16 protein-coding genes are annotated in these 20,454 nt (G+C 54.8%); 13 read left to right on the top strand and 3 right to left on the bottom strand.

The window, feature by feature from the left end; genetic code table 11:
* The first annotated feature begins 1 nt into the window (after nucleotide 1).
* The 6 genes from C0977_RS04275 (at nucleotide 2) to C0977_RS04250 (ending at nucleotide 7,364) form a co-directional block, all read left to right on the top strand.
* Complete coding sequence (locus C0977_RS04275; protein WP_101912570.1) at nucleotides 2-424, top strand: F0F1 ATP synthase subunit epsilon; 423 nt, start codon at nucleotides 2-4, stop codon at nucleotides 422-424.
* Nucleotides 425-593: 169 nt separating this feature from the next.
* Nucleotides 594-2,867, top strand: a complete 2,274-nt coding sequence (gene topA, locus C0977_RS04270; RefSeq protein ID WP_101912569.1) for a type I DNA topoisomerase — start codon at nucleotides 594-596, stop codon at nucleotides 2,865-2,867.
* Nucleotides 2,857-4,170, top strand: coding sequence for a methylenetetrahydrofolate--tRNA-(uracil(54)-C(5))-methyltransferase (FADH(2)-oxidizing) TrmFO (trmFO, locus tag C0977_RS04265; protein WP_101912568.1), 1,314 nt, complete (start codon nucleotides 2,857-2,859; stop codon nucleotides 4,168-4,170). The genes topA and trmFO overlap by 11 nt, the downstream gene beginning before the upstream one ends.
* Nucleotides 4,171-4,713, top strand: coding sequence for an ATP-dependent protease subunit HslV (gene hslV / locus C0977_RS04260; protein ID WP_101912567.1), 543 nt, complete (start codon nucleotides 4,171-4,173; stop codon nucleotides 4,711-4,713).
* Between the two features lie 16 nt (nucleotides 4,714-4,729).
* Complete coding sequence (gene hslU / locus C0977_RS04255; protein WP_036242302.1) at nucleotides 4,730-6,130, top strand: ATP-dependent protease ATPase subunit HslU; 1,401 nt, start codon at nucleotides 4,730-4,732, stop codon at nucleotides 6,128-6,130.
* 10 nt (nucleotides 6,131-6,140) lie between these two features.
* A complete protein-coding gene (locus tag C0977_RS04250) occupies nucleotides 6,141-7,364 on the top strand; it encodes a class I SAM-dependent rRNA methyltransferase (protein ID WP_101912566.1) in 1,224 nt (407 codons plus the stop codon).
* 80 nt (nucleotides 7,365-7,444) lie between these two features.
* On the opposite strand, the gene putP is transcribed toward C0977_RS04250, so the two are convergent.
* Nucleotides 7,445-8,947: a sodium/proline symporter PutP gene (putP, locus tag C0977_RS04245; protein WP_101912565.1), complete on the bottom strand. Its 1,503-nt coding sequence runs from the start codon at nucleotides 8,945-8,947 to the stop codon at nucleotides 7,445-7,447.
* Between the two features lie 182 nt (nucleotides 8,948-9,129).
* On the opposite strand from putP, the gene C0977_RS04240 reads away from it, so the two are divergent.
* The 3 genes from C0977_RS04240 to C0977_RS04225 all read left to right on the top strand — a co-directional run bounded on the left by C0977_RS04240 (nucleotide 9,130) and on the right by C0977_RS04225 (nucleotide 14,422).
* On the top strand, nucleotides 9,130-10,995 hold the full coding sequence (locus C0977_RS04240; RefSeq protein ID WP_101912564.1) for an ABC-F family ATP-binding cassette domain-containing protein: 1,866 nt from the start codon (nucleotides 9,130-9,132) through the stop codon (nucleotides 10,993-10,995).
* A 369-nt stretch (nucleotides 10,996-11,364) separates the two neighbouring features.
* A complete protein-coding gene (locus C0977_RS04230; protein ID WP_023052822.1) occupies nucleotides 11,365-12,825 on the top strand; it encodes a [FeFe] hydrogenase, group A in 1,461 nt (486 codons plus the stop codon).
* Between the two features lie 331 nt (nucleotides 12,826-13,156).
* Complete coding sequence (locus tag C0977_RS04225) at nucleotides 13,157-14,422, top strand: S-layer homology domain-containing protein (RefSeq protein WP_036242305.1); 1,266 nt, start codon at nucleotides 13,157-13,159, stop codon at nucleotides 14,420-14,422.
* 157 nt (nucleotides 14,423-14,579) lie between these two features.
* Here C0977_RS04225 and C0977_RS10835 read toward each other — a convergent pair whose 3' ends face one another.
* A complete protein-coding gene (locus C0977_RS10835) occupies nucleotides 14,580-14,726 on the bottom strand; it encodes a hypothetical protein (RefSeq protein WP_159459032.1) in 147 nt (48 codons plus the stop codon).
* Nucleotides 14,727-14,754: 28 nt separating this feature from the next.
* Between C0977_RS10835 and C0977_RS04220 the strand changes: the two genes are divergently transcribed.
* From C0977_RS04220 to C0977_RS04205, 4 genes are all read left to right on the top strand, one after another.
* Nucleotides 14,755-16,065, top strand: coding sequence for an S-layer homology domain-containing protein (locus C0977_RS04220; protein ID WP_101912562.1), 1,311 nt, complete (start codon nucleotides 14,755-14,757; stop codon nucleotides 16,063-16,065).
* Between the two features lie 365 nt (nucleotides 16,066-16,430).
* Complete coding sequence (locus C0977_RS04215; RefSeq protein ID WP_101912561.1) at nucleotides 16,431-17,672, top strand: S-layer homology domain-containing protein; 1,242 nt, start codon at nucleotides 16,431-16,433, stop codon at nucleotides 17,670-17,672.
* A gap of 101 nt (nucleotides 17,673-17,773) precedes the next feature.
* The gene (locus C0977_RS04210; RefSeq protein WP_023052920.1) at nucleotides 17,774-18,175 is read left to right on the top strand and encodes a hypothetical protein; all 402 of its coding nucleotides are present in this window, start codon (nucleotides 17,774-17,776) and stop codon (nucleotides 18,173-18,175) included.
* 160 nt (nucleotides 18,176-18,335) lie between these two features.
* Nucleotides 18,336-19,184, top strand: a complete 849-nt coding sequence (locus tag C0977_RS04205) for a polysaccharide deacetylase family protein (protein ID WP_023052804.1) — start codon at nucleotides 18,336-18,338, stop codon at nucleotides 19,182-19,184.
* A 145-nt stretch (nucleotides 19,185-19,329) separates the two neighbouring features.
* Here C0977_RS04205 and C0977_RS04200 read toward each other — a convergent pair whose 3' ends face one another.
* A complete protein-coding gene (locus C0977_RS04200) occupies nucleotides 19,330-20,436 on the bottom strand; it encodes a polysaccharide biosynthesis C-terminal domain-containing protein (RefSeq protein WP_234987568.1) in 1,107 nt (368 codons plus the stop codon).
* Nucleotides 20,437-20,454: the final 18 nt, after the last annotated feature.

Raw genomic sequence — 20,454 nt, 5'->3', positions numbered from 1 at the left:
GATGGCAGAAACCGGCAGAACCATCCGCTTGGAAGTCATTACGCCTGATGTTACCGTCTTTAACGATGACGTGAATTTCGTTCGCGTTCGCGCGTTGGACGGGGATTTGGGCATCATGCCGAATCATGCGCCGCTTATCGCCTCTTTGCGTATTTGGCCGCTAGTCTACGACAAAGAAGGCACGCGTGACTGCATGACCATTGCAGGCGGATTTTTGGAAGTCAATGAAAATAAGATTACCGTCATTACGCCGTCATCGGAATTGTCAAAACAGATTGACAGACGACGTGCGGAAAAAGCGAAGGAACGGGCTGAAAAGCGCCTTAGCGAACGGGCGGAAAATCTTGATGCCGAACGGGCTCAATTAGCCTTAAAACGGGCGCTGAGCCGAATTAAAGCCTGTAACGGGCCGAAAGATATATAACGAAGAAGGATTGCCGATGCGACAGGTTGCAGGCAATCCTTCTTTTTTTATGATTCCGGCGTCTTGCAGTTGAACGAGAAAGCGTTATAGTGTATTATGTAAAACTAGGTTGATATACACAGGCTTTACCGCGCCTGTTTCTGTCATTGATAAAATAAGGATGATATAGATGCTGGAATTTCCGATTAAGAGAACGATCGTCATTGACGATACGAAAAAAAAGAGCAGAAGTCGCAAAAAAAAAGGTGACGATGCGGAAAAGACCGTCATCAGCGGCACTGTCAATCTGCCGAAGCGAGAACCGCTGAAAAAGATGGATCCGCTGCCGAAAAACGCCAAAAATCTGGTCATTGTCGAATCGCCGGCCAAGGCGAAGACGATTGAACGCTTCCTGGGTCCGTCCTACAAGGTGCTTGCCAGCCGCGGCCATCTCCGGGATCTGCCGCGCAACCAGTTCGGCGTCGACATTGAAAACGAATTTAAGCCGAGTTATACCAATATGTATGACAAGAAAAAATTGATTGACGAGCTGCGGCATGAATACGTCCGCTCGAAAAAAGTATATCTGGCGACTGACCCGGACCGTGAAGGCGAGGCAATTTCCTGGCATTTGGCCCATATTCTCGATATGGATCTGCACGAGCCGTGCCGCGTCATGTTTCATGAGATTACGAAAAAAGCCGTCCTCAGCGGAATAGATGAGCCGCAGCCCATTGATTTGCCCCGCGTCGACGCGCAGCAGGCACGGCGCGTTCTCGACCGCATCGTCGGTTACAAGCTCAGTCCCCTTTTGTGGAAAAAAGTCTGCAAGGGCTTGAGTGCCGGTCGCGTGCAGTCCGTCGCCGTGCGCCTGATCTGTGAACGGGAAGAAGAAATCGCCGCCTTCGTGCCGGAAGAATACTGGACCGTCAGCGGCGTTTATGCGACGGACGACGGGTTGGAGCTGCCGGCGGAACTGGCGAGAATTAACGGCAAAAAAATCAGAATCAATACGGCGGAAGAAGCGGAAGAGATAGCCGCCGCCCTGCAATGGGAAAAAAATAAACGCAGTCAGGATCCCGATCTGATTACGAAAGTCGAAAAACGGCGCCGCAAACGGATGCCGCAGCCCCCTTTTACGACGTCGACAATGCAGCAGGAATGTGTCGGTAAACTTAATTTCGGCGCGAAAAAGACGATGATGTTGGCCCAACAGCTCTATGAAGGGCTTGATATCGGCGACAAAGGCCACGTCGGCCTGATCACGTATATGCGTACCGATTCGACGCGTATCAACGATGATATGGTGCAGGCGGCGCGGGAATTTATTTCCGCCCGTTACGGTTCCGAATATGTTCCTGCCAAGGCGCATACGTATAAGACCAAGCAGTCGAGTCAGGACGCGCACGAGGCCATCCGCCCGACATCGCTCGAATTGACGCCGGCAGCGGTGGCGGCCTACCTCTCGCGTGATCAGCTGCGTCTGTATACGCTGATTTGGAACCGGTTTTTGGCGAGCCAGATGGCGCAAGTCGAAACGGAACATATGACGATCACCATTATGAGCGGCGATTACGAAATGCGCGCCGCCGGTTATACCGTCCTTTTCAAAGGATTTACGGAATTGTATGAAGATGCCAAAAACGACAAGACCGCTGCCGTTTTGCCGCAGCTTAAGACCGGTACGGTCGTTCATAATCGGAAAATCGACAGACAACAGCATTTTACGCAGCCGCCGCCGCGATACACGGAAGCCAGCCTGATCAAGACGCTGGAAGAAAAGGGGATTGGCCGCCCCAGTACGTATGCGCCGATTATGGATACGATTCAGAATCGGAATTACGTTGAAAAGAAAGACAAACAATTTGTTCCGACAGAGTTGGGCGTCGTCATCGTCAACTTATTGAAAGAATATTTTGAAGGGATTATCAACGTCAGCTTTACGGCCCATATGGAAGAAGAGCTTGACGCTATCGAACAGGGCAGCGATACATATGCCCACGTTCTCGGCGAATTTTACGACGTCTTCCGACCGGAGATCGAAGAAGCCGAAGGACATATGGAAAAAGTCACCGTAGCCGGCCAGGATTCCGGGCAGGTTTGCGAACGCTGCGGCGCGCCTATGGTCTATAAATTCGGCCGTTTCGGCAAATTTCTCGCCTGTTCGAATTTTCCCGACTGCCGCAATACGAAAGCCATCGTCGAAGACCTCGGCATTACTTGCCCCCAGTGCGGCAAGGGGACGCTGATCAAGCGCAAATCAAAGCGGGGCCGTATCTTTTACGGCTGCAGCACCTATCCGGAATGCGACTTTGTCCTTTGGAACGAGCCTGTCGATAAAAAATGCGCCAAGTGCGGCAGCATCATGACGGTCAAGCATTATAAAAAAGGACCGGACAAACTGTTTTGCAGCAATAGCGAATGTGAAAATCATAAAAAAGGTGAGATCGTAAATGAAGAATAGCGTACTTGTTATCGGCGCCGGTCTGGCGGGGTCCGAAGCGGCCTGGCAGCTTGCGCGGCGCGGCATTCCCGTCGAATTGGCAGAAATGCGGCCCGCCGTGCCGTCGCCGGCCCATCATACGGAACTTTTTGCAGAATTGGTTTGCAGCAACTCGTTTCGCGCCGCCAATATTGAAAATGCCGTAGGTCTGTTGAAAGAAGAAATGCGGCGTCTCGGCTCGCTGATCATGACTGCCGCCGACAGGCACCGCGTGCCGGCAGGAGGCGCGCTGGCCGTCGATCGCTTTCCCTTCAGTCAAACGGTGACCGAGGCGCTGCGGCACCATCCGTTGGTTACGGTTCGCCAAGAAGAAATACAGTCCCTGCCGGACGATCAGATCGTCATCGTCGCTACAGGGCCGTTGACCAGTCCGGCCATGACGGCGGCGATACAGCGGCTGACAGGGGAGGCGTACTTCCACTTTCACGACGCGGCGGCGCCGATCGTCACTGTCGAGTCCCTCGATATGACGAAGGTCTACCGTGCCGCCCGTTACGGCAAAGGCGGCGCCGATTATTTGAACTGCCCCTTTACGGAAGAAGAATATAAGCGATTCTGGCAGGAATTGACGACGGCTGAATGCGCCGAACTCCATGACTTTGAAAAAGATGACAGCGTCTTTGAAGGCTGTATGCCCGTCGAAGTTATGGCCGGCCGCGGTATCGACACGCTGCGGTACGGACCGATGAAGCCGGTAGGGCTCGAATTGCCGGGAAGCGGCGCCTTGCCTTACGCCGTCGTGCAGCTTCGTCAGGACAACGGCGGCGCGACGCTATACAATATCGTCGGTTTTCAGACCCACCTGAAATTTCCCGAACAGAAACGGGTCTTTTCCCTTATTCCGGGGCTGGAACACGCCGAATTTGTCCGTTACGGCGTCATGCATCGCAATTCGTACATCAATTCGCCGGAGCTCCTGCTGCCGACGCTGCAATACCGCAAGGAGCCGCGGCTCTTTTTCGCCGGTCAGCTTACGGGCGTGGAAGGCTACCTGGAATCGGCGGCGATGGGGCTGCTGGCAGGCGTCAACGGCGCCAGGCTCTTACAGGGCAAAGCGTGCCTGACCCTTTCCGGGCAAACGGCCATCGGCGCCCTAAGCCGGTATATTGCCGCCGGTCCGAACGAAAACTTCCAGCCGATGAATATCAACTTCGGCATTATGGACCCCCTCGGGCTCAAAAAGAAAATGAAAAAGCGGGAAAAAAATGCCCTTCTGGCACAGCGGGCGTTAGCGGAGATCGACCAGGTTAAGGAGTGGATATAAATGGCTGAGGCAACATTTCATGCTACGACGATCGTAGCCGTACAAAAAGACGGGAAAGTCGCCATTGCCGGCGACGGCCAGGTGACGATGGGGAATTCGGTAATCATGAAGGGAACGGCGAAAAAAGTGCGGCGTCTCTATCACGGCAAGATCATCAGCGGTTTTGCCGGCTCCGTAGCCGACGCCTTTTCCCTTTTTGATAAATTTGAAGACAAGCTGAACGAGCATAACGGCAATCTCGTTCGCAGCGCCGTAGAGCTGGCGAAAGATTGGCGCAGCGATAAGATCCTGCACAAGCTGGAAGCGCTGCTTCTGGTAGCGGACAAGGACAAAATCCTCCTCTTGTCCGGCAACGGCGAAGTTATTGAGCCGGACGACGGAATTTCCGCCATCGGCTCCGGCGGCATGTACGCCTTGGCGGCGGCGCGGGCGCTGCAGCAGAACACGACGCTGTCGGCCGCTGAAATTGCCGAAAAATCGCTGCACATTGCTGCCGACATCTGTGTCTTTACGAATCACCATATTATTGTCGAAGAATTGTAAGAAACGAGGTCTGATGATGAACGAAAGTGAATTGACGCCGAAACAGATCGTGGCGGAACTGAATAAATATATTGTCGGTCAGGCAGCGGCGAAAAAATCGGTCGCCGTCGCCTTGCGCAATCGCTGGCGCCGCAAACGGCTGAGCGAAGAGATGCAAAGCGAAATTATTCCCAAGAATATTTTGCTTATCGGCCCGACGGGCGTCGGCAAAACGGAAATTGCCAGGCGGCTGGCCCGTCTCGTCGGCGCGCCTTTTATCAAGGTCGAAGCGACGAAATATACGGAAGTCGGCTACGTCGGCCGTGACGTGGAACAGATGATACGCGATCTTGTCGCCAATGCGATCCGCATGGTACAGGAAGAAGAAGGACAGCGGTATGAAGCCAAGGCCGAAGGGGAAGCCAACAAGCGGATTCTGCAGGTACTCTGGCCGAAAAAAGAGGCGACGTCCGCGCAGCCGAACAATCCGTTGGGACTTCTTTTCGGCGCGCCCGAAGAAAGTCCGGCACAACCGGCGCCGCAGCCGCAGGACGCGCCGTCGGGAAAACGGCAGCAGTTGCTGGAAGATATTGCCGCTCACCGTATGGATGACAGGGAAATCGAAATTGAAGTGACGGAGCAGGATAAGGCGATTCAGGGGATTCTGACGGGCAATTCGACGGAAGAGTTGACGAATAACTTCCAGGAAATGCTCGGCAGCATTATGCCGAAGAAGAAAAAGAAGAAAAAAATGTCCATTGCCAAAGCCCGTGAAGTATTTAAGGAAGAAGAACTGGGCAAGTGTCTCGATATGGACGTCATCATAGAAAAAGCCGTCGCGGCGACGGAAGAAGCCGGTATCGTCTTTATCGACGAATTTGACAAGATCGCCGAAAAAGGACATGCCGGCGGTCCCGACGTTTCCCGTGAAGGCGTGCAGCGCGATATCCTGCCCATCGTCGAAGGCGCGACGGTCAACACCAAATACGGCCCCGTCAAGACGGATCACATTCTCTTTATCGCTGCCGGCGCCTTCCATGTATCGAAGCCGTCCGACCTGATTCCCGAACTGCAGGGCCGTTTTCCGATCCGCGTCGAACTCCAGTCGCTGACTGTCGACGATTTCCGCAGCATTCTGACCGAACCGAATCAATCGCTGGTAAAGCAATACCGGGCCCTTCTCGAAGCCGACGGCATTACGCTGGAATTTACGCCTGACGGGATCGGCGCCATTGCCGAGTACGCTTATCGCGTCAATTTGGAAACGGAAAACATCGGCGCCCGCCGTCTCCATACGATCTTGGAAAAAATTCTGGAAGAAGTGGCCTACGAAGCGCCGGACAGGGAGGAAAAAGAAGTAGTCGTCAATGAGGCCTTCGTCGCCGGTAAACTGAACGACGTCGTCCAAAACGTCGATTTGAGCCATTATATTCTGTAAAGGAAACGCTATGAGACCTTACGCCAAATTATACTTGACACGCAAAGGGGAAAGGGCCGCGCGGAGCGGGCATCCCTGGGTTTTCGGAGAAGAAGTGACCGCCGTTGACGGCGCTTACGAGACCGGTGATCTCGTCGACGTCTGTTCCGATAAGGGACGCTATCTCGGTACGGGTTTCGCCAACGACATTTCCAAGATCCGCGTGCGCCTTCTTTCGAACAATGCCAACGATACCTTTACGGAAGATTTCTGGCGGCGCCGTGTCCGATATGCTGTCGCCTATCGCCGTACCGTAATGGGCGAAACCGATTTTTCCTGCTGCCGCCTGATCTTTGGCGATGCCGACCAACTGCCGGGCCTGACGGTCGATCTTTATCGCGACGTTCTCGTTGCGCAAACGCTGTGTTACGGCATGGATACGGTCAAGGACGTCATCTTTCGCGCCCTGGTTGAAGAGTTGAAGCAATACGGTGTCGCCGTCCGCGGCATTTATGAACGGAACGACGTGAGCGTCCGGGAACTCGACGGCCTGACGATGAACAAGGGTTGGTACGAAGCGGACTTTTTGCCTTCGCCGGGCTCCGTTATTACGGAAATTGAAGAAAACGGCATCACTTATGCAGTCGATGTGGAAAACGGACAGAAGACGGGTTTCTTTCTGGACCAGAAATATAATCGCCTGGCTGTCGCCAAACTGGCTGCGGGACGCCGCGTCCTGGACTGTTTCACCCATACGGGCGCCTTTGCGCTGAACGCCGCTTCAGGCGGCGCGCTGTCCGTAACGGCTGTCGATATATCCGCCGAGGCCGTAGCGCAGACGAATGCGAATATTCGCCGCAATCACCGGGAAGATCGCGTGTTTGCCGTTCAGGACAATGTTTTCGATCTGCTGACGCAGCTGTCCGAAGAAAAGCGGCATGATTTCGATTTTATCATCCTCGATCCGCCGGCTTTCACCAAATCCGGCCATACGCTTCGCAATGCTGTGCGCGGCTACAAGGAGATCAATCGGAAGGCGATGAAGCTCCTGCCGCGCGGCGGCTATCTGGCGACCTGTTCCTGTTCCCATTTCATGACGGACGAGCTTTTCCGCGCCATGCTGCGTGACGCGGCGGCCGATGCCGGCGTTTGCCTGCGCCAGATCGAAGGCCGTCAGCAGTCGCCGGACCACCCGATTCTCTGGAACGTGCCGGAAACGAATTATCTGAAATTCTATCTTTTTCAAGTCGTCTGATGCCATAAAAATAAAAATAGCTATCTGAACGCAGCCGATGAAAACAAGGAGCCCCTTCGTCAAGAAGGGGCTCCTTGTTGTTAGTCTTCATTGTGCAGAACGGATATTTTCTGTTTGAAGTGGATGGCCGTATCGAATTCTTCTTCGATTTCACGGCCCGGTCCGCCTTCCCGCTTGCTGACGAGATAGATGGCCAGGCAGGAGAAGAGGAAGCCGGGAACGATTTCATACAGGCCGAACCAGGCGAATTGTTTCCAAATCAGTACGGTCAGGCCGCCGACGAGGATGCCGGCGAAAGCGCCGTTGCGGGTCATTTCCCGCCAGAACAGGGACAGTAAGATCGTCGGGCCGAAGGCGGCGCCGAAGCCGGCCCAGGCGTATGCCACCATGGTCAGAATGTAATTATCCGGATTGGCGGCCAGTACCAAGGCCAGAGCGGAGACGAGGAGAACCGTGAAACGGCTGACATAGATCAGTTCCCGTTCGCTCGCGTCTTTGCGGATAAAAGCATTGTAAAAATCCTTGGAAATAGCCGAAGACGTGACCAGAAGCTGGGAAGAGGCCGTGCTCATGATGGCGGCCAGCACGGCGGACCAGATGAGACCGGACATGAAAGGCGGGAAAAGATCCTGACTCATGATGAGGAATACTTTTTCCGCATCGGCGCCGACCAGCGTTTCCGTCAGCGCCACTTTGCCGACAAGGCCGACGAGGACGGCCGCCGTCAGGGAGATGATGACCCAGGTCATGGCGATATGCTTGGCCTTGCGCAGTTCGCCGGGATTGCCGATGGCCATGAAGCGGACGAGGATGTGAGGCTGGCCGAAGTAGCCGAGGCCCCAGCCGATGGCGGAAATGATGGCGATGATCCCGGTCATGGTACTGTCGGGGACGAGCTGGAGCAGCTGCGGCGACTCCGTGACGAGACGCTCGGCGATGACGCTGCCGCCGCCGACGGCAAGCGCGCCGGTGACGGGGACGAGAACGATGGCGAAGAACATCATGCAGCCCTGGATAAAATCGGTCCACGAGACGGCCATGAACCCGCCGAGGAAAGTGTAGAAGACGACGACACAGGCGCCGCAGAGAAGGGATGTCGTATAGTCCAGTCCAAAGACGGTTTGAAACAGTTTTCCGCCTGCGACGAAGCCGGAAGATGTATAGATGAGGAAAAAGATCAGGATGAAGACGGCGGAAATCAAGCGGATGATGTTGGAATCATCGTGAAACCGGTTTTTCAGGTAATCGGGGATCGTCAAGCTGTTGTTGGCGACTTCCGTGTAGTTGCGCAGGCGCTCGGAAACGAAATGCCAGTTCAAAAAGGTGCCCAGACACAGCCCGAGAGCCGTCCAGAATGCGGAAATGCCGATGGCGTAGGCGAAACCCGGCAGCCCCATGAGCATCCAGCCGCTCATATCGGAAGCTTCGGCGCTCATGGACGTGATCCAGGGGCCGAGGCTGCGGCCGCCCAGAATATAGTCGCTGAGGCGCTGCTGCGAGCGGGAATAGTAGATGCCGATGCTGAGCATGGCGAGCAAATAGATGGCAAAGGCCGATAAAACAAGAATATTTGTCTGGAACATAAAAAAACTCCTTTATTCGATGATTACTTTTCATTGTACTGTAATTTCAGCACAGGAGCAAGAAAAAGTAAGAAAAAAGCGCTTTTGCCGCAGGCGGAACCGACAGGGGATTTGACGTGTGCCGCGCCGCTATTGTATAACAGGAGTAAATTGAAATTTATCATCATATGGAGATGAAAACGATGCATATCATACGCCTGGAAGAAGTTAAAAAAGCATACGGCACGCGCGTCCTTTTCGAGGATCTTTCCCTTGCCGTCGACAGCGGCCAAAAGACGGGACTCATCGGACTGAACGGCGCCGGCAAAACGACCTTGCTCCGCCTTGCCGCCGGACAGGAAGACTGCGACGGCGGTACGGTCTGGCGAAATCCGAAAGGACGAATACATTTTTTGCCGCAAGAACCGCAGTTCGATCCGGAGAAGACGGTACTGGAAAGCGTTCTTGACGGCGACCTGCCGGTCATGAGACTCCTGCGCCGCTATGAAGGAGCCCTTGCCGCCGGCGACGACGCGGCCGTAGCCGGACTGACGGCGGCGATGGATGCCGCTGCGGCCTGGGATCTGGAGCACGAAGCGGCGATTATTTTGCAAAAATTGTCCGTAACGGAACTGACGGCTCCTGTCGGCGCCCTTTCGGGGGGCCAGCGAAAGCGGCTCGGTCTGGCCCGGGCGCTGATCATGTCTTGTGATCTGCTGATTCTCGACGAACCGACGAACCACCTCGATGAACTGACGATCATCTGGCTGGAAGAATACCTGCGCAACAGCAAGAGCGCCATCCTTGTCAGTACGCACGACCGGTATTTTCTCGACCACATCGTCACCTCCATCGTCGAACTCGACGACCGCAGGCTGTACAGCTACGAAGGCAATTACGGCGACTACCTGCTGCTGCGGCAGCAACGGCTGGAAGAAGCGGCGGCGTCGGCGGCAAAGCTGCGCAACGTCATTCGCCGTGAGACGGCCTGGATCCGGCGCGGCGCGCAGGCGCGATCGACGAAGCAGAAAGCGCGGCGCGACCGCTATGAAGCCCTTTGCGCCGGCGAAACGGCCAAAGCCGACGAAACGGTGGGATTTTTTGATACGTCTCGTCGGCTCGGCAAGACGATTATCGACATGGACGGCGTCGCTTTCGCCTATACGGGACAGGAAGAGCTCTTTCGCAATCTGACCTATCGCGTCGTCAAACATGACCGCCTGGGGATTGTCGGGCCGAACAGCGTCGGTAAATCGACGCTGCTGAAGGTCTTGGCAGGAGAACTGCAGCCGACGCGGGGAACGCTGCGTACGGGCAGCACCGTTTCCTGCGGCTTTTTCCGACAGCATGTGCCGCCGTTGGACGAGGAACTGCGCGTCATCGACTACGTCAGAGAAACGCGCCGCTTTCTTACCAATCAATTCGGTCAGACGATTTCGGCCGGTCGATTGCTGGAACAATTTCTCTTTACCGACGAAATGCAATACACGCCGATCCGCAAACTTTCCGGCGGGGAACGGCGCCGCCTTTATCTGCTGCGGCTGCTCATGGATCAGCCTAACGTGCTGCTCCTCGATGAACCGACGAACGATCTCGACATTCCGACGCTCACCGTTCTGGAACGATACCTCGACACTTTCCAGGGCGTCGTCATCGTCGTTTCTCACGACCGGTATTTTCTCGACCGCGTCGTCGATAAGCTCTTCGTGCTCGAAGGACGGGAATGGCGCCGCTACGACGGCGATTACAGCGATTATCTGGAAAAAGCGGCGCTGCCGCCGCCGGAAGGAGCGGTAAAAAAAGAAAAGACGGCGCCGCAAAAAGAAAAAGCCGACAAAAAAGAACGGGGCCTGACGACGCGGGAAGAAAAGGAAATGGCGACGCTGTCTGCCGAACTGGAACGCTACGAAGCCCTGGCCAAAGGCCTCGCCGCCGCCATCGCCGCCGCCGGCAGCGATTACGCCGCCGTAGCGCCCTATTTGGCGGAGCAGGAAGAGACGGCGGCGAAAATCGACGCCATGACGGAGCGCTGGCTGGAACTGGCGGACAAAGCGCGTCAGCCGGAATAAGGCGGCTTTCCGTCAAGGGCGGCGAAGGAAAACGCGTCCATAGTTCCGCACGGCGCAGGCGGCAAGCGGCGGCGTCGCCGTTTAGGAGAGAGACGCCGTTTTTCTGAACAGGCGATGAAAATAAGGTGATAACGGTACGGAATAGGTCGCCTGGATACAGAAAACGATAAAAAGGCCTGACGGTTCTTATTTCGTAATAACAGCGTATGCCGAATCGGAATATGATTGATGTAAAAATGATTAAGTAATTTCATTCGGAAACTATGGAAAAAAATGGCTGTTTGTATTACTCTATAAAAAGAAGTTGTACTATGTGAAAAAAATAATTTATCTTTTCCTGTCTTACGTTCATATAGAAGGAGCCGTCTAATGCTTAATTTCCAGTCACGTTTTAAAGAACTTGCGCGTCGCGTACCTATCGATGAGCACAACTGCTCCGTCCAATTTGAAGAAAGTAAGTGCAAAAATTGTACGTTGTGCCGTCGCGTCTGCGCCAATACGCAGACCGTGATGGATTACTATTATTTACCCAGTACAGGCGATATGCCCATTTGCGTCCATTGCGGCCAATGCGCTTCGGCTTGCCCCTTCGATGCGATCACGGAAGTGAACGACGTCGAACGGGTCAAGGCGGCCATTGCCGACCCCGATAAGATCGTCATGTTCCAGACGGCGCCGGCCGTGCGCGTCGGTCTCGGCGAAGCCTTCGGCCTGGAGCCGGGAAGCTTCGTCGAAGGGAAAATGGTCGGCGCGCTCCGCGCCCTCGGCGCCGACTACGTATTCGATACGAATTTCGGCGCCGATCTGACGATCATGGAAGAAGCGATGGAACTGCTCCACCGACTGCAAGCCGAAGAAATTCCTATCCCGCAGTTTACGAGCTGCTGCCCGGCGTGGGTCGAGTTTGCCGAAATCTTCTATCCCGACCTGATTCCCCATCTTTCTTCGACGAAGAGCCCGATCAGCATCTTGAGCGCCGTCGAAAAGACGTGGTTCGCCGAAACGAAGAATATTGATCCGAAAAAGATCGTCAACGTCTGCGTGACGCCGTGTACGGCTAAAAAAGCGGAGATTCGCCGTCCCGAATTCAACGTGTCGGCCAATTTCTGGGACATTCCCGAACTGCGCGATACGGACATCTGCATTACGACGCGCGAATTGGCAGGCTGGATCAAGGAAGCGGGACTGGATTTCGAACAGTTGCAGGAAGGCGCTTTTGACCGCGTCTTCGGCCAGGCTTCCGGCGGCGGCATCATTTTCGGCAACACCGGCGGCGTCATGGAAGCGGCCATTCGTACGGCGTATTACTTCTTTACCGGCCGTACGGCGCCGAAAGATTTCATCCCCTTTGAAGACGTACGCGGCCTTGAAGGCGTGAAGAAGGCCAGCGTCGCCTTCGGCCATTTCGTCCTGCACGTTGCCGCCATCAGCGGTCTCGGCAACGCCCGCGTCTTCATCGACGATCTGATCAAAAACGACCTCTTCGAAAACTATTCCTTTATCGAAATCATGGCCTGTCCCGGCGGCTGTATCGGCGGCGGCGGCCAGCCCAAAGTCAAGGCACCGCAGGTCAAGAAAGTGAACCAGGCCCGCATGGACCGGCTCTATCAATACGACGCCGAAGCGCAGATCAAATCGAGCTGGGAAAATCCGGAAATCAAAGCCCTTTACGAAGCCTTTCTCGAAGAACCGCTGTCGGAAATGGCGGAAACCTATTTGCATACCTATTTCGACGACAAATCGGATCTCTTGGGCAGAATGAAGAACGTCGAACCGGAGACGAATCCCATGTCCAATCGCTTTAAGGCCCATACGAACAACTTAGTATAAAAAGTGAACATATAAGCATATAGGATAACGCTGCCCATTATCTGAAAAAATTCAGATAATGGGCAGCGTTTTTTGCGTGGACAAGGACCATGACAAGACTTTTTCCACGGAAACAGCGGCAAATATCATTATGCAATTGACATGCATTATCGTATTTAGTATAGTATATATGTACCTTAACGGTACAAGCCGGGGACAGTGGAGAAGAAGGCGGCAGCCGGTACGGAAGTAATCTTGAGGAAATAAGGACAACTCATCGGTGAAACCGGACATTGGCATCCTGCTTTTTTACCGTTGCTCCATGGCAAAGGACAGAAAAGGAGAGGATCAAATGAAAAAGAAAATCGTTACATCATTGGTCATGACGATGGTAACAGGAGCGGCCTGCGCCTTTGCGGCCAATCCCTTCGTCGATGTGCCGGCAGACAGCTGGGCTTATCATTCCGTCGTTACCTTGGCCGAAGCGGGCATCATCCAGGGCGTTGACGGCACGCACTTTGAAGGGGGCCGCAACATTACCCGCTATGAAGCGGCTGAAATCGTCGCCAAAGCCATGGCGCACCAGGACCGGGCCACCGTCGAACAGCGGGCCATGATCAACAAGTTGGCCGATGAATTTTCCGCTGAGTTGAACAGTCTCGGCGTTCGCGTTTCCGACTTGGAAAAAAAGGTCGGTAACGTCCGGCTGACAGGCGACGCGAACGTGCATTATCAGCATTGGGACAAGGCGTTCAAAAACGACGCGTCCTGGGAATACGCCGTGCACCTCCTGGCGACGGCCGATGTCAACGACAAGACGACGGTCAATTTCGGCCTGAGCACAGATGACATGAGCTTTGCCGACGAAGGCTCCGCTTCGGGCAACAAAGATCACCATGTGTACGCCGACCACGCCAATGTCGAATACCGCGCCGGCAACATGAACTTCCTCGTCGGCCGCTATGATTATCAGATCGGCAACGGCTTGGGGCTCCAGTACAGCGACACCTTTGACGGCGCCCAAGCGCAGTATGTCGGCAATCGCTTCACCTTGACCGGCGGCTACGGCAAGTTCAAGGAAGGCGGCATCAATAACGTCAAAACCGGCTATGTTTCTCTTGACGGCGCTTTTGAAAAATTCGGCGCTGGCCTCTATTACAATCAGTTCCACGGCGAAAGCGTCGATGAAGACGGGACCCATGAAGCGGTCAATGCCGACAAGCTCTACGGCGGGTATCTTTCCTTCCGTCTCGGCCAAAAGCTGAACCTCATCGGCGATTACCAGCGCGTTTCCTTTAAGGATGATACGGCGGACGCCAACCTCTGGGGCGCCAAGCTCCAGTACGGGGAAGCCGATGCGGCGGAAAAAGGCACGTGGGACGCCTGGGTCGACTATGTGAATGTCGATCAGAACGGCTTCGGCGGCTCGACGGGCAATTGGCGCGACGACGATTTCCTCGGCTGGGACGGCGGCGTCAGATCATGGGGCGTAGGGTTTGACTACACCTTGGCGAAGAACGTCATGCTCGCCGCAGGGCAGACTTTCGGTTCCAAAACGAAAAAAGGCGATACCGATCCGAAAGAATATACCAGCGTGGAACTCGATTTCTTCTTCTAAATCGGCAATACGAATACAGCGGACTGACAGGCCGGATACAGTTAGCTGACAAGGCCGGTACAGTTCGGTTACAGTTTGGTTAAAAAGCGGGATAATTCGCATGGTTATGCGGATTATCCCGCTTTTGACAAGGCGAAATTCCGGCAGTATACTGACGTCACAGCAGCAGGAAAAAGCGTACTGCCGCTGTCGGGAGCAGACAGGAAGAAACGCAAGGCGCGTAAACGAGAGGAAACCAGGACAACTCGCCGCTGAAACCTTGCAGATCCTTCGTGAAGCCCTCGCCTGCAAATACGCAGGACACGCGAAGATCCTAAAAGGAGTGAAGTATGATGAAAAAGAAAATACTCGCAGTTTTAGCAGCAACGATGGCAGTCGGCGCAACGTGCGCTTTCGCCGCCAATCCCTTTAGCGACGTGCCGGCAGACAGTTGGGCTTACCAATCCGTCGTCACCTTGGCGGAATCGGGCATCATCCAGGGCGTTGACGGCACGCATTTTGAAGGCGACCGCAACATCACCCGTTATGAAGCCGCCGAAATCGTGGCCAAAGCCATGGCGCACCAGGACCGGGCCACTGTCGAACAACGGGCCATGATCAACAAACTGGCCGACGAATTCGCCGACGAACTGAACAGCCTCGGCGTTCGTGTTTCCAATCTGGAAAACCGCGTCGGCAACGTGAAGCTGACAGGCGACGCCCGTCTCCGCTATCAGTACCAGGGGGACAGCGCCCGTTCCACCGGATTGAATGATGACAATTCCTGGGACTACCGCATCCGCCTCCGCGCGAATGCCAATGTCAACGACCGGACCAATGTCGAACTCGGCGTCAGCACGAACAACCAGAGTTTCGGCAGCGACACGGCCGCTTCCGCCGATACGGACTCGTCCCTCTACGTAGACCGCGCCAACGTCCGCTACCGCCTGGGCGGCAATACGGACCTGACTGCCGGCCGCTACAACTACATCTTGGGCAACGCTTCCGGCTACCAGTACGGCGACACCTTTGACGGCGCGCAGCTCAAGTATGACAACGGTAAATTCGCCGCCACGGCAGGGTACGGCAAATTCAAGGAAGGCGCGCTGAACAACGTCAAGACCGGTTACGGCGAACTGGAAGGCTTCTTTGATAAGGGATCCGTCGGCGTCTACTACAACACCTTCAACGGCACGCCGAACGCGTCGGTATACGACGAAACCGTTGGCGACACCGTCGCCAGCAAGGATACGCCGGACGATATCTGGGGCGCTTACGGCACGGTCAATCTCGGACAGAAATGGAACCTCTTCGGTGAATACCAGCGCGTCAACAACCAGGATTCCAACACGGTCAACACAAAAGACGCCGACGTCTGGCTCGGCAAGCTGACCTACGGCAAAGCCGACTTTGCGGCGCCGAAATCGTGGGATGCGTGGGTTGAATACCTCAATGCGGGAGACGGCGCATACTACGGCTCGACGAACAGTTGGAGACGCGCGGACCTGCTGGAAAACGTACAGTCCTGGGGAGCCGGCGTCGATTACACCGTCGCCAAGAACGCGCAGCTCCAGGTCATGCAGTCCTTCGCTTCGAAGACGAAGGACGGCAGCGCCGCCGATCCCGATGAACAGACGCGGGCGCAATTCGTCTTCTCCTTCTGATCGAACAGGCGAAATGAGGAGCAAAAAATAAAAACGAGAAATAAGAATACGGGAAAAGCAGCTCTGTAGAGCTGCTTTTTTCGTTTTGCAGACGCCGTTTACGAAATGGCGGCGGAAGGGTTTCAAAACGAAGGTATGGAGACTGGAAAAATTAAAATACAGAAGGGGCCTTGACATCGGCAAAACACATCTGCTATACTCATTCCAGTGATGCAGCATCCATATGGGGCTGCAAGGGTACGTGAAAGGCAGAACGAGAAGAGCGGAGCGGCGAGGAAACGTGGACAACTCCCGAGGTACGTTCAGCTCCAGTATGTCTATTCGTACCGAATAATTATATTTTTCTCAAAAAGGAGTTGTTTTGCATGAAAAAGAAAATCATTGCATCCTTAGTAGCAACGATGGCTGTCGGCGCTACCTGCGCATTCGCAGCTAATCCCTTCGTTGACGTACCGTCAGACAGCTGGGCTTACCAGTCCGTCGTTACGTTGGCAGAATCCGGCATCATCCAGGGCGTTGACGGCACGCATTTCGAAGGCGACCGCAACATCACCCGTTATGAAGCTGCTGAAATCGTTGCCAAAGCAATGGCTCACCAGGACCGCGCCACTGTTGAACAGCGCGCCCTCATCAACAAATTGGCTGACGAATTCTCTGACGAACTGAACAGCCTCGGCGTTCGCGTTTCCAACTTGGAAAAACGCGTCGGCAACGTAAAATTGAGCGGTGACGCTCGTATCCGCTTCATTCATCAGAAAGATAGTGTTGAAAATGATGCATCATGGTCCGCTCGTGTTCGTCTCCAAGGCAATGCCATGATCAACGACAGCACGAAAGCCGTTTTGCGCGTAAGCACGAACAATATCAGCTTTGCTGATACCAAAAATGCTTCTTCTGAAGATAATAAGCTTTATTTCGACAAAGCCTATGTTGACCACAATTTCGGCAGCAACTGGGATCTGATGGTCGGCCGTTATCAGTATGTATTAGGCAATGCCTACGGCTATGAATACGGCGATACCTTCGACGGCGCTCAGCTCAAATACAACAACGGCAAGTTTGCCGCCACTGCCGGTTACGGTAAATTTAAAGAAGCTAATTTGAACGACGTAAAGACGGGCTACGGCGAATTGGAAGGCTTCTTTGACAGAGGCGCCATCGGCGTTTACTATAACAGTTTCAATTTGGCTGATTCCGCTGCTGCATATGCACCGGATAACCTCTGGGGTGCTTATGCCAGCTTGAAACTGGGCCAGAAGACGAATCTCCTCGTCGACTATACGAAGATTCAGAACAACGGCGCTATCGATGATGCTGACGTCTGGGCTGCTGTCCTCAAATATGGCAACGCCAACTTCGCAGCACCGAAGACGTGGGACGCATGGGTTGAATATATCAATGCCGACCCGAACGCTTTCTATGGTTCGACGAACAGCTGGAGAAGAGATAGTCTCCTCAACAACGTCAAATCTTGGGGCGTAGGCGTTGACTACACCTTTGCCAAGAACGCGCAGTTCCAGGTAATGCAGTCCTTCGCTTCCAGCGCTAAGAAAGGCGATGCAGATCCGGAAGAAGAAACACGCGCTCAGTTCATGTTCGTATTCTAATCTCTTTCGCAGGGATAAAAGACCGCTCGTAAGAGCGGTCTTTTTTTGTCCTGCCGGCAGGGATATGGTATAATAAGGCATCATCTTTCAGGAGGTCCGTAATGAAGATTTATGTTGACGAAGAAGAGCGGGAGCTGCACGTCTATGACCGCGTCGCCGGCAACGTCGATTACGCCCGCCACGTCCTCTGCGCGGAAGAGCGGCTGACGACGACGGAGTACGGCGAATTTTCCTTGACGGCGGCGGAGTTTGCCGTCTGGGAAAAGCGGCTGGCAAAACTCCAGGAATCGGAAGATATCCGCTTTGCCATTCATCCCGTCGTCGATGCGGCGGAGCTGGACGACTACATCTATGAAGATACGATGTACTGCACGTCGGCGGCGGAGACGATTGACATGGAAAACATCAGTCTGAAGGAACTGCAGGCGGCCCTGACGGCGAAAGACGCGGCGTGGCTGACGGAGAACCGTTTCCCGAAGACCTTGAAAAAACTGATGACGTAAGACGAAAGGCGGCCGGCAGGCCGCTTTTTTGTTGCCATTTTGTAAAAAAGCGGTAAGTCTTCAACGGGGAAGCGCTGTCGAGAGCTGTTCTTTCTTGCATCATCTTATCAAATGTGGTATCCTAATTCATGGCTGTTTCTGCTATGTTGAGGAGATCTGCATGAAAAAACTCTGTACCTGGTTCTTGGGGATCGTGCTGACGCTGACGGTCGTGACGGTGAGCATCTTTGCTTACTGGTACTTCGCCGCCGCGAATTACCGGCTGACCGGCGTGCCCGTACTGAATTATCACCAAGTCAATTATAAATTTCAAACGGTGCTGACGATGCGTCCCGATAATTTTGAACGGCAAATCAAGTACCTTCACGACAACGGCTACCACGCCATTACGCTGCAGCAGTTCGAAGATTACATGAACGGCGGCGATTTGCCCGACAAGCCGGTGCTGATTACTTTTGACGACGGCTATGCCGACAACTATGAATACGCCTATCCGATTCTGCGCAAATACGACATGTTCGGCACGATTTTTCTGATCACCGATTTCGTCGGCAGGCCCGGGTACCTGACGTGGCAGCAAGTCGGGGAAATGAGCGCCGATCACATGGAATTCGGCTCCCATACGCTCAGCCACCGGCCGCTGACCGGGTTTGACCGGGACGGGGCGCGGCATGAGCTCGTCGATTCGAAAAAGGTCATCGAGTGGCGTCTCGGCAAGCCTTGCCGCTTTATCGCCTTTCCGGAGGGAAAGTTCAATGATATGACGTTGGAGGAAACGAAGGACGCCGGTTACCGGTACGCCTTTACTGTCGATACGGGCCGCGATTTCCCCTGGGATTCGCCGTATGATCTCGACCGCGTCGCCTTCTTTGAAGGGCCGATCAGCTTCGAGCACTTCCGTTTTCGGCTGATTTTCAGCGCCTTCAGTTCTATCCTCTGGAAAGCGCACGCCTACTTTTCGCATATGGAATTTACACGGCCCTTGGGAGAATGCATTCCCCAGCCGTAAGAAAAAGCTCCGTCTCTCTGTAGAGAGCGGAGCTTTTTTCGCCGTTTCGGCGCGACCTTCGTAAAGCCGGTTTTTTACGCCGTATCTTTCGCTATGCAGGGGCCGTCGGCGGAACCGTACGGCAGGGAAGGGAGCGCCGTTCGCGTCAGAAGAATCGGCCGACGCCGGGAACCTTGCGGACGTCTTCTTTGGTCAGGCCGCCGCTGAGACCCATCAGGGCGATGTAGACGGCGCTGCCGGTCAGCGTCGTGACCGTCAGGCGCAGGAAGAGGCCGAAATACGGCGCGATCAGGGCGTAGAGGCCGTACATGACGGCGCCCATGAAGCCGGCGATGACGACGTTGCGCACGATGCTTTTCAGATCGGGAATATAGTTCGTGTATTTGTAGATGAAGATCAGATTGAGACCTGCGGCAACGCCGATGTCGGCGACCGTCGCGTATGAGGCGCCGCTGATGCCGAAGGCGGGAATGGCGACGAGAAACCAGTTGCAGAGTACTTTGACGACGCAGGCGATGATCATGTTGATGACCGGAATCTTCGGCTTTTTCAGGCCCTGGAGAATGGCCGTCGTGATCTGGTGCATGCCGAGAAAGCAGATGGCGACGGCGATGGCGCGCGTGGCGTCCGTCGCCGCCGGCGCGTTGTAGATGAAGGTGACGACTGGTTCGGCCAGGACGTAGAGCATGACGCTGAAGGGAATCGTCACCAAGAGGGCGATGCGGACGGCGCCTGCCGTGCGGTCGTAAATGGCGGCGCTGTCGTCCAAGGTGAAACTGTGGCTGATGGCCGGCACGAGGCTCATGGCCATGGCGGCGGTCAGGATCGTCGCCAAGTTGATGAGGGGCACGGACATGCCCGTCAGGTAGCCGAAGAGCTCAGTCGCCTGCGCCGTCGCGTAGCCGGCGACTTCAAGGCGGCGCGGCACGATGAGCAGGTCGAGATTGGACACGATGGGCAGCATGATGCTGGCCAGGGAAATGGGGACGGATAAGACGACGAGACGTTTTAAAATGTGCGTGATCTTTTCTTTTGCAAAGAGCCGGGCCGTTTTCGGCAGAGATCGCTTCCTGTCTCTTATACCCCTCTCGCTGTGTATAAGCGACAGGAAGAAGGCGGCAGCCGGTACGGAAGTAATCTTGAGGACATAAGGACCCCTCCTCGGTGAACCCGGCCATTGGCCTCCTGCTTTTTTACCGTTGCTCCATGGCCACGGACAGCCCCGGCGCGGATCACCCGATCGGCAGCGCACCAGTCTGAACTCACGTCA

Origin of the sequence: Megasphaera vaginalis (ex Bordigoni et al. 2020), assembly GCF_900240295.1 — a bacterium.
GTDB lineage: Bacteria > Bacillota > Negativicutes > Veillonellales > Megasphaeraceae > Megasphaera > Megasphaera vaginalis.
Note: the sequence above shows the minus strand (reverse complement) of the source record. Positions and strands in the feature narration are given on the sequence as shown.

Excerpts from the sequence above, each read along its gene's own strand:
- C0977_RS04275 (WP_101912570.1), top strand. The coding sequence starts at position 2 with ATGGCAGAAACCGGCAGAACCATCCGCTTGGAAGTCATTACGCCTGAT.
- topA (WP_101912569.1), top strand. The coding sequence starts at position 594 with ATGCTGGAATTTCCGATTAAGAGAACGATCGTCATTGACGATACGAAA.
- trmFO (WP_101912568.1), top strand. The coding sequence starts at position 2,857 with ATGAAGAATAGCGTACTTGTTATCGGCGCCGGTCTGGCGGGGTCCGAA.
- hslV (WP_101912567.1), top strand. The coding sequence starts at position 4,171 with ATGGCTGAGGCAACATTTCATGCTACGACGATCGTAGCCGTACAAAAA.
- hslU (WP_036242302.1), top strand. The coding sequence starts at position 4,730 with ATGAACGAAAGTGAATTGACGCCGAAACAGATCGTGGCGGAACTGAAT.
- C0977_RS04250 (WP_101912566.1), top strand. The coding sequence starts at position 6,141 with ATGAGACCTTACGCCAAATTATACTTGACACGCAAAGGGGAAAGGGCC.
- putP (WP_101912565.1), bottom strand. The coding sequence starts at position 8,947 with ATGTTCCAGACAAATATTCTTGTTTTATCGGCCTTTGCCATCTATTTG.
- C0977_RS04240 (WP_101912564.1), top strand. The coding sequence starts at position 9,130 with ATGCATATCATACGCCTGGAAGAAGTTAAAAAAGCATACGGCACGCGC.
- C0977_RS04230 (WP_023052822.1), top strand. The coding sequence starts at position 11,365 with ATGCTTAATTTCCAGTCACGTTTTAAAGAACTTGCGCGTCGCGTACCT.
- C0977_RS04225 (WP_036242305.1), top strand. The coding sequence starts at position 13,157 with ATGAAAAAGAAAATCGTTACATCATTGGTCATGACGATGGTAACAGGA.
- C0977_RS04220 (WP_101912562.1), top strand. The coding sequence starts at position 14,755 with ATGAAAAAGAAAATACTCGCAGTTTTAGCAGCAACGATGGCAGTCGGC.
- C0977_RS04215 (WP_101912561.1), top strand. The coding sequence starts at position 16,431 with ATGAAAAAGAAAATCATTGCATCCTTAGTAGCAACGATGGCTGTCGGC.
- C0977_RS04210 (WP_023052920.1), top strand. The coding sequence starts at position 17,774 with ATGAAGATTTATGTTGACGAAGAAGAGCGGGAGCTGCACGTCTATGAC.
- C0977_RS04205 (WP_023052804.1), top strand. The coding sequence starts at position 18,336 with ATGAAAAAACTCTGTACCTGGTTCTTGGGGATCGTGCTGACGCTGACG.